The 8,213-nt window shown below is 47.8% G+C and carries 8 protein-coding genes; 6 read left to right on the forward strand and 2 right to left on the reverse strand.

From position 1 onward, the window contains the following. Nucleotides 1-35: 35 nt before the first annotated feature. A complete protein-coding gene (plsB, locus tag SD53_RS04320; RefSeq protein ID WP_046519010.1) occupies nt 36-2,471 on the reverse strand; it encodes a glycerol-3-phosphate 1-O-acyltransferase PlsB in 2,436 nt (811 codons plus the stop codon). 121 nt (nt 2,472-2,592) lie between these two features. Here plsB and lexA point away from each other — a divergent pair, with 121 nt between their 5' ends. The 5 genes from lexA (at nt 2,593) to SD53_RS04345 (ending at nt 7,682) form a co-directional block, all read left to right on the forward strand. Next, on the forward strand, nt 2,593-3,222 hold the full coding sequence (gene lexA / locus SD53_RS04325; RefSeq protein ID WP_173425684.1) for a transcriptional repressor LexA: 630 nt from the start codon (nt 2,593-2,595) through the stop codon (nt 3,220-3,222). A gap of 359 nt (nt 3,223-3,581) precedes the next feature. Beyond that, nucleotides 3,582-4,631, forward strand: a complete 1,050-nt coding sequence (gene coxB, locus SD53_RS04330; RefSeq protein WP_241481750.1) for a cytochrome c oxidase subunit II — start codon at nt 3,582-3,584, stop codon at nt 4,629-4,631. 9 nt (nt 4,632-4,640) lie between these two features. Next, nucleotides 4,641-6,236 (forward strand): cytochrome c oxidase subunit I, encoded by a 1,596-nt coding sequence (ctaD, locus tag SD53_RS04335; RefSeq protein ID WP_046518997.1) that lies wholly within the window; start codon nt 4,641-4,643, stop codon nt 6,234-6,236. Nucleotides 6,237-6,244: 8 nt separating this feature from the next. Beyond that, nucleotides 6,245-6,808, forward strand: coding sequence for a cytochrome c oxidase assembly protein (locus SD53_RS04340; protein WP_046518998.1), 564 nt, complete (start codon nt 6,245-6,247; stop codon nt 6,806-6,808). After that, a complete protein-coding gene (locus SD53_RS04345) occupies nt 6,801-7,682 on the forward strand; it encodes a cytochrome c oxidase subunit 3 (RefSeq protein WP_046518999.1) in 882 nt (293 codons plus the stop codon). Before SD53_RS04340 ends, SD53_RS04345 begins: the two co-directional genes overlap by 8 nt. A 34-nt stretch (nt 7,683-7,716) precedes the next feature. Here the strand turns inward: SD53_RS04345 and SD53_RS04350 are convergent, their stop codons facing one another. Next, nucleotides 7,717-7,926: a DUF2909 domain-containing protein gene (locus SD53_RS04350; RefSeq protein ID WP_046519000.1), complete on the reverse strand. Its 210-nt coding sequence runs from the start codon at nt 7,924-7,926 to the stop codon at nt 7,717-7,719. A 27-nt stretch (nt 7,927-7,953) separates the two neighbouring features. Here SD53_RS04350 and SD53_RS04355 point away from each other — a divergent pair. Then, the coding region (locus tag SD53_RS04355) for an SURF1 family cytochrome oxidase biogenesis protein (protein ID WP_046519001.1) at nt 7,954-8,213 on the forward strand (260 nt) is incomplete at its 3' end.

The raw sequence follows: 8,213 nt of genomic DNA on the forward strand, positions 1-8,213 counted from the left end.
AACCACCTGCAGGTGGTTTTTTTCATTTCACAGAATTAGGTCTTTTTCACTATGCTCAGCACAGTCTGCAATACATCTGCTCTTAATAAGCCATTTACTGTCTGCTGCAATGGCAACAGAATAGTTGTAGCTTCCAGCTCATTTTGCTCGTTGGTATGGCAATAGCCTGCTTCGCGAAGTGCCGTAATTAAGGTCGCAAATAGCTGTTTATCATGGTATTCAGGTGAACTGATGCCATGCAAAGTGCTTAAACGCTGCGCCAGTTCATGGCTTTGTTGCTCTAAATCAGCCCGGGTCAGCGGGCTCTGAAGTTGCAGTAAATTTAATACCACCGCATAACGTTGCAACACATCCTGAGCGTTAAAGGCCAGCAGCTCCAGCATAAAATGACCTGCCTGTTGCACCGGAACAGCCTGTAAGGACTGGCCTTTGGTTTCGATCAGTTGGTGTTTTTGCAGTTGTTCCAGCACTTGTTCTATATAAGAGTTGAAGTCATCCAGGCGTAAAAACAGCTCATGCTGTAACAACGGCTGTAGCAACTGACAAATATTCATCAGTTGTACTTTAGTTAAGCCTGGGTGCTGCAACAAGGCCGTAGCCAAAATAGCAGGCAGCATAAACAAGTGACAGACGTTATTGCGGTAGTAACTTAATAAAATCGCGTTTTCCGGCGTCAGTTGAATTATCTGGCCAAAGCTGTCTTGTGACACTGCCACTTTCTTCAGGCGAATCGCATGGTCAATCCACTGGCTGACCGAACCTTCAGGTAAGGTCACGCCCGAATGATAAGGCGCATAGTGTTGTAAGTTACGGTAAAACTCCAGTTGGCTCGTCAGTTCCTGGCGGGTTAGCGAGTGTTGCCGGGTAGCCAGTAAACAGGTGGCAATGAGGTTGATGCTGTTGAGCGCTGCCGCTTGGTTAATCCGCTGCATAATGTCTGTTGCCAGTGTAGCGACTGCCGGGTTCAGCCAGGCCGGCTTTTGGCTATCTGCCGTCTCCATCGAAGCGCGCCAGTCCGGTACCTGCTGGTTTAAAAACGCATTCAGTGAAATAGGCTGACCAAAATTGACATAGCCATAACCATAATCCCTGAGTTTACGCGCTGCACTGAATACGCCACCTATGGATTCTTTTTTCTTGCTCGAGCCTTTGAGTTCGGTCAGGTAGGTGTTGACCTCCATCACATGCTCATACCCTAAGTACACAGGGACTAAGCTGATAGGTCTGTCGATGCCACGCAATACCGCCTGCACCGTCATCGCCAGCATACCTGTTTTGGGTTGCAGTAAACGGCCAGTGCGGCTGCGACCGCCTTCGGAGTAATACTTTACCGGATAACCTTTGCTAAATAGCTGACTCAAATACTCTCGAAACACCGCTGAGTACAACTTTTCGCCACTGAAGCTGCGGCGGATAAAAAAAGCACCACCACGGCGGAAAAAGTTACCGACAGGCCAAAAGTTCAGGTTGATGCCTGCCGCTATATGAGGTGGAGCCAAACCCTGATGGTAAATGACGTAGCTGAGTAACAGATAATCCATATGACTGCGATGGCAGGGCACGTAGACAATTTCGTGACCTTTTTGTACCAAATCTGTCAGTACCTGGCCGTTGGTAATTTTCAAGCCGGAATACAGCTTTTTCCATAACCAGCCCAGGAAACGATCGCCTACTCTTAAGGTAGATTCACGGTAATCGGCTGCTATTTCTTCCAGCAGTTTTAACGCCTCAGCCCGCGCTTCTCTGGTACTGATTTTTTTTGTTTGCGCTTCTTCTTCAATGGCCTTTTTTAATGCATCAGAAGCCAGCAAAGAGTTAAATAATGCAGCTCTGTCCGGTAATTTCGGACCTGTCGCCGCCAGACGCTGGCGATAGAAATGGAAACGCGCCACCCGCAATAACTTATGGGCTGTGTCTTCGTTGACTGTGGCATTTTCAATAATCTGCCGCACAGAGACGGCTTTACTAAAACGCACCAGGGTATGACGCCCTGAAATTAACACAATAAACAGCTTGGCCAGCCAGCTTGGGGATTCAGATTCGCCCAGCATAGACTTGACGCTGTCTTCTTTACCCGGAGCCCGGCCCCACAATACTGATACAGGGATCAGTTGAGCTGAGAAATTAGGATCCCGCTGATGCGCCTGTAATAAGGCTAAACCTTGTTGTAAGGCGTCAGTCGAGGTACGACTGCCCCACAGCACACGAGGTTGTTCAAGAAAAATAATACGGGACAGGCTGCTGTTCCCCACCTGTACAGGGGTCATCGGATCGGGCAGATCCAGTTTCTGACAGACTCGGGCTAAGGTGGCTAAATCGCTGGATGAGGCCGTTCTGCTGATGTAAAACACGGGCTGTTTGGGATCCAGCGCCAGATTTTCCGCTACAGGTTCAGGCACTATTTTGCATCTGACCAAAGGTTTGAGTGGCCAATACAGCAGCTTGGCTAACCATGTCATTGGTTTTAACATATCAAATCCGTACTTATAAACAGCCGCTAGAATAGCATGGAAGGTCTTACCAGCAAAATGCTTGGCAGACTGCAAAAGGCTGTATATACTCACAGTATCCACTGTATAGGTATTCAGCATTATGCGTCCATTAACACCACGACAAGCCGAAATTCTGCAACTGCTTAAAGATTATCAAGCCGCTTCAGGTATGCCGCCAACCCGTGCTGAAATTGCGACTCAGCTTGGGTTTAAGTCTGCCAATGCTGCTGAGGAGCATTTAAAAGCACTGGCAAAAAAAGGTTTTATCGAAATGATGCCGGGCACTTCCCGGGGGATCCGTTTGGTTGAAGATGAAGCCGTGAATGATGTGGAGCAAGAAGAACCGGGCTTGCCATTGATTGGTAAGGTCGCGGCTGGGCAACCTATTCTGGCGGCAGAACATATTCAGCAGCGTTATCAACTGGATGCCAGCTTGTTTAAACCTAATGCCGACTTTTTATTAAAAGTGCAGGGCATGAGTATGAAAGACATCGGTATTTTAGATGGTGATTTACTGGCAGTGCATAAAACTACGGAAGCCCGGCAGGGGCAGATTGTGGTGGCCAGAGTAGAAGATGAAGTCACAGTAAAGCGTTTTCGCCGTGAAGGGCAGATGGTTTACCTGCATCCGGAAAACAGCGATTTTGACGTGATTAAAGTAGACCTCAGTCAACAGTATTTTGCCATTGAAGGCCTCGCCGTTGGTGTGATCCGCACCAGCAGTTGGTAAAAAATCTACCTGACTCAATAGTTTGCTAATACATCAAGCACTGGTACGACCATTTGGTTTTATCGGTGCTTTTTCGTTTTTCGGGTTTACTTCTGTTCGTTCCTTGACTAATTGTTAGATGCAACTGATAACAAAATAAACACATCAGTGCACCGGTTTTAGTTGTTTAAATCGGGATAATAATAAAAATGGCGGTTGCGGACTAAAGACGAAGTTGGATGTGTAGTGTCTTTCAATCTGCAATTTGCTTTGTGCAAAGACAGAGGAGAAGTCACGTGGCGAAAACCAGTTATCTGTGTTGGTCGCTGCTAACCTTTTTGCTTGCGTTCTCAACGCAGTCTGCAGAAATGCCTTTGAACATGACTCAAGGGGTTACAGAAATCAGTCAGCAGGTTTACGACCTGCATATGAAGATTTTTTACATTTGCTGTGCAATAGGGGTAGCGGTTTTTGGGGTGATGTTTTGGTCCATCATCCATCATCGTAAGTCGAAGGGTGTCGCGCCCGCCCAATTCCATGAAAGTACCAAAGTTGAGCTACTTTGGACCGCTTTACCTGTGGTTATTCTGATTTTAATGGCGATACCCGCCACCCAAACCTTGATCGCAATGGAAGACACTTCTGAAGCTGATGTCACTATTTTAATCACCGGCTCACAGTGGAAGTGGCACTACAAGTACATGGACCACAAAGTGGAGTACTACTCTTTGCTGGCCACGCCCCGCAAACAAATCGACAATAAGTTGAAGAAGGGTGAAAACTACCTGTTGGAAGTCGACAGGCCTTTGGTGATCCCTACAGGTAAAAAGGTGCGCTTTTTAGTCACCTCAGATGATGTGATCCACTCCTGGTGGGTACCAGCTTTTGCAGTAAAAAAAGATGCCAACCCTGGTTTTATTAATGAAGCCTGGACCAAGGTCGATCATCCCGGCGTGTACAGAGGTCAGTGCGCTGAGCTGTGCGGTAAAGATCATGGTTTTATGCCAGTGGTGGTCATTGCCAAAGATCAGGCTGATTTTGAGCAGTGGATAGCTCAGGAAGCTGCTGCGCAAGCGGCCGCCAAAGCCGAAGAGCAAAAACTGCTGTCCATGAATATGAGCAAAGAAGAGTTAATGGCGTTGGGCGAAAAAACCTATATGGGTTATTGCGCGGCCTGCCATCAGCCTAACGGTGCTGGTATTCCTGGGGTATTCCCTGCATTGAAAGGCAGCAAAATGGCGCTGGAAGATCTGCCCGCTCATATCGATATAGTGCTGAACGGTAAAACCGGCACTGCCATGCAGGCTTTTGCCAAGCAACTGACCTTAAGTGAAATTGCGGCTGTGGTAACTTACGAGCGCAATGCCTGGGATAACAATACAGGGGATGTAGTGCAAGCTGCCGACATCGCCAAAGCACAAAAACCTTAGGGGGCGCAGATGAGTACTGTTACTACAGATCCACATGCTCATGCTGAGCATGACCATCATCACGGACCAGCGAAAGGCTTAAAACGCTGGCTTTATACCACCAACCATAAAGACATAGGCACCTTGTATCTGCTGTTTGCACTGACGATGTTTTTTATCGGCGGGGCTATGGCTATGGTGATCCGTGCCGAACTGTTTCAGCCAGGACTGCAAATTGTTGAACCGAACTTTTTTAATCAGATGACCACAGTGCATGGTCTGATTATGGTGTTTGGCGCGGTAATGCCTGCTTTTACCGGACTTGCCAACTGGCTTATTCCTATGATGATAGGTGCGCCCGATATGGCGTTGCCCCGGATGAATAACTGGAGCTTCTGGATTTTACCTTTTGCATTTAGCATTCTGCTGTTGTCGCTGTTTATGGAAGGTGGCGGCCCCAGTTTTGGCTGGACTTTTTATGCACCGCTATCCACCACCTATAGCAATGACAGCACCGCGCTTTTTGTATTCTCTGTTCACATTATGGGTATATCGTCCATTATGGGCGCTATTAATGTGATAGTGACCATTATGAACCTGCGGGCGCCGGGCATGACCTACATGAAGATGCCATTGTTTGTCTGGACCTGGTTTATTACGGCTTATCTGCTGATTGCTGTAATGCCCGTGCTGGCCGGCGCTGTGACTATGGTGCTGACTGATAAGTATTTTGGCACCAGTTTCTTTGACGCTGCAGGGGGGGGCGATCCTGTATTGTTCCAGCATATTTTCTGGTTCTTCGGTCACCCCGAAGTTTACATCATGATATTACCTGCGTTTGGCATCATCTCCGCCATAGTACCCACTTTTGCCCGTAAGCCGTTGTTTGGTTACGCTTCTATGGTATACGCCACTGCCAGTATCGCCTTACTATCCTTTTTAGTCTGGGCGCATCATATGTTCACCACAGGGATGCCGGTGTTTGCTGAACTGTTTTTTATGTACTGCACCATGCTGATCGCGGTACCGACCGGGGTGAAAGTGTTTAACTGGGTGGCCACTATGTGGCGTGGCGCCATGACCTTTGAAGTGCCGATGATGTTTGCCTTGGCTTTTATTGTGCTTTTCACCATAGGTGGCTTCTCTGGCCTGATGCTGGCCATCACGCCTGCTGATTTCCAATACCATGATACCTACTTTGTGGTGGCGCATTTCCACTATGTATTAGTCACAGGAGCCATCTTCTCCATTATGGCGGCCGCTTATTATTGGCTGCCGAAATGGACAGGGCACATGTATGACGAAACATTGGGGCAGTGGCATTTCTGGTGTTCGCTGATTTCGGTCAATGTGCTGTTTTTTCCGATGCACTTTGTTGGTTTAGCCGGTATGCCACGACGGATCCCGGATTACGCACTGCAATTTGCTGATTTTAATGCGCTGATCAGCATTGGTGGTTTCGCTTTTGGCTTATCCCAGTTGCTGTTCGTCTGGTTGGTAGTGAAATGCATCAAAGGCGGTGAAAAAGCCACAGCAGAGGTTTGGGAAGGAGCCGAAGGACTGGAGTGGACTATTCCGTCTCCTGCGCCTTATCACAGTTTTACTACCCCACCTGAAATCAAGTAGGAGGCGTTATGGCACTAAAACATCAGCCTGTAGTGGTGAAATTATGTCTTCTGACAGCCGCCATGTTTGGTTTTGGTTATGCCTTAGTGCCTTTGTACGACGTGTTTTGTGATTTAACAGGCCTGAATGGTAAAACCTCGACTATGGCTGCGACAGCCGAAGCCGCTATACCGGATAAACAACGTGAAGTGCTGGTCGAGTTCATCGCCCGGCCCAATAACAACATGCCCTGGGTGTTTGAACCTGTAGTGCATAAACTACGGGTGCACCCGGGGGAAATTCATCGTATTGATTATCTGGCACACAATGTTACAGGCAGAGCCATGACAGCTCAGGCTGTGCCATCGGTCTCGCCGGGGCAGGCGGCTTTGTATTTTAATAAAATGGAATGTTTCTGTTTTACCCAACAACATTTGACGGCAGGTCAGCAGTTATTGATGCCGTTGCAATTTTATGTCGATCCCGCACTACCGGAACAGTTCAGCACCATCACTTTGTCCTACACCTTGTACGAAGTAGACGCTGCCACCCCGGTCACTGCACAGACAGCAACAGGGGATAACAATGAGTGAAAAATACCAACACTATTACGTACCAGAGCAAAGCCCGTGGCCGATAGTGGGCGCAGTGGCCTTGTTTATGATTGCTTTTGGCGCTGGCAATTATGTGAATGAAGTCACGAAAGATCAGCCCGGTTATGGTGGCTATTTGCTACTGGCTGGTGTTGCCACTTTAATTTTTATGCTGGTGGGCTGGTTTCGTAATGTCATAGATGAATCTATGAATGGCTTGTACAGCAAACAACTGGACCGATCATTCCGCCAGGGTATGAGTTGGTTTATTTTCTCCGAAGTGATGTTTTTTGCGGCCTTTTTCGGGGCTTTGTTCTATGCCCGGATGATCGCGATACCGTGGTTGGATGGTGCCAGTAATAACGCCAGCACAGCTGCTGTGTTATGGCCAGCTTTTGAAGCGGCCTGGCCTTTATTAAAAACTCCGGGGGGGATCGAAACTCAAGCCATGCCATGGCAAGGTTTGCCCCTGTACAACACTATCATCCTGTTAGTTTCTTCTGTGACTTTGCATTTTGCCCATGTGGGGTTGGAGCAAAATAAAAGAGGTCAACTCAAGTTAATGTTAGGACTTACTATCTTGTTAGGCGCACTGTTCCTCTCTTTGCAAGGTGTGGAATATGTGCATGCTTATCAGGATTTGGGTTTAAAACTGGACTCCGGTATTTATGGCAATACCTTCTTCCTACTGACAGGATTCCATGGTTTACACGTGACCCTGGGGGCCATTTTTTTACTGGTGATGTTTTTACGCATCGTACTGAAAAACCATTTTACCGCCGATAAGCATTTTGCCTTCCAGGCCGCGGCCTGGTATTGGCATTTTGTTGATGTGGTTTGGTTATGTCTGTTTGTTTTTGTCTACGTGCTGTAAGGCAGATGCGGGCTTGGTCGGCCCGCTGACTGACTTAATAGGGGCGGCCGTGTGGCGTGATTATCCCAAATTGCAATGCGAGGATCACCAGTAGTAACACAATGGCCGACCACCAGACACGACGACCTAAAAACTTCGACATGCTGGGTTGGTTTTCATCGTTTTTGAGCATCAGAAATAACGCACGAAATAAGTTAAAAACAATAAAGAGCAGTAGTGCAATGAGTAAAAGTTTAATCCACATAAAACCTCGCTTAGGGCTGGTCATCGTATGACAGCCAAGCCTATTGGTACTCATTTTAGTCGCAACTGGCTGTTGGCTGTATTCACTCTGGTCGCTTTTGCGCTTTTGATCAAGTTGAGTTACTGGCAGTGGCAACGTGCTGAGCAAAAACAAACTCAATTGGAGCAGTTGCAGAGTGCCGAGCAACAAGGGCCAGTGCAGTGGACGCATTTAGCCTCAGTGCCGGCAGAGCAACAAGATGGCCTGATGGTGCAAGGTAAAGCGGTCTGGTTAAAACCCGCCGTCTG

This window comes from Rheinheimera mesophila (assembly GCF_000986865.1).
Taxonomy (GTDB): domain Bacteria; phylum Pseudomonadota; class Gammaproteobacteria; order Enterobacterales; family Alteromonadaceae; genus Pararheinheimera; species Pararheinheimera mesophila.

What these genes read in the sequence shown, in the direction of transcription:
- plsB (WP_046519010.1), bottom strand. Translation starts at nt 2,471, where the DNA reads ATGTTAAAACCAATGACATGGTTAGCCAAGCTGCTGTATTGGCCACTC.
- lexA (WP_173425684.1), top strand. Translation starts at nt 2,593, where the DNA reads ATGCGTCCATTAACACCACGACAAGCCGAAATTCTGCAACTGCTTAAA.
- coxB (WP_241481750.1), top strand. Translation starts at nt 3,582, where the DNA reads ATGACTCAAGGGGTTACAGAAATCAGTCAGCAGGTTTACGACCTGCAT.
- ctaD (WP_046518997.1), top strand. Translation starts at nt 4,641, where the DNA reads ATGAGTACTGTTACTACAGATCCACATGCTCATGCTGAGCATGACCAT.
- SD53_RS04340 (WP_046518998.1), top strand. Translation starts at nt 6,245, where the DNA reads ATGGCACTAAAACATCAGCCTGTAGTGGTGAAATTATGTCTTCTGACA.
- SD53_RS04345 (WP_046518999.1), top strand. Translation starts at nt 6,801, where the DNA reads ATGAGTGAAAAATACCAACACTATTACGTACCAGAGCAAAGCCCGTGG.
- SD53_RS04350 (WP_046519000.1), bottom strand. Translation starts at nt 7,926, where the DNA reads ATGTGGATTAAACTTTTACTCATTGCACTACTGCTCTTTATTGTTTTT.